The sequence below is a fragment of the Winogradskyella poriferorum genome, from assembly GCF_050618035.1.
Classification (GTDB): domain Bacteria; phylum Bacteroidota; class Bacteroidia; order Flavobacteriales; family Flavobacteriaceae; genus Winogradskyella; species Winogradskyella poriferorum_A.
This window is the reverse complement of record NZ_JBODPY010000199.1, coordinates 1-225: the sequence shown is the minus strand read 5'-3', so window position 1 is coordinate 225 and position 225 is coordinate 1. Positions and strand designations below refer to the sequence as shown.

At 40.9% G+C, this 225-nt stretch carries 1 pseudogene; it reads right to left on the bottom strand.

Features of this window, described 5'->3' with window-relative positions:
* Positions 1-225: pseudogene (locus ACRHOC_RS15465) on the bottom strand (phenylalanine--tRNA ligase subunit alpha); the annotation flags it as partial.

Below are 225 nucleotides of genomic sequence, written 5' to 3'. Positions count from 1 at the left end.
CTGCAAAGTCTGCGTTAAGTCTGCGAAACTTACGTTCTTATGTATATACAAGCCTTCAACCTGATGAAAGATACAATGCGAACGTGCAGAAATAGCTTCATTTCTATATACTCTACCAGCTGAAATAGTACGGATTGGAGGTTTATTATTTTCCATGTAACGCACCTGCACCGCACTGGTATGCGCACGTAATAAAATATCAGGCTCTGTCTGGATAAAGAAGGC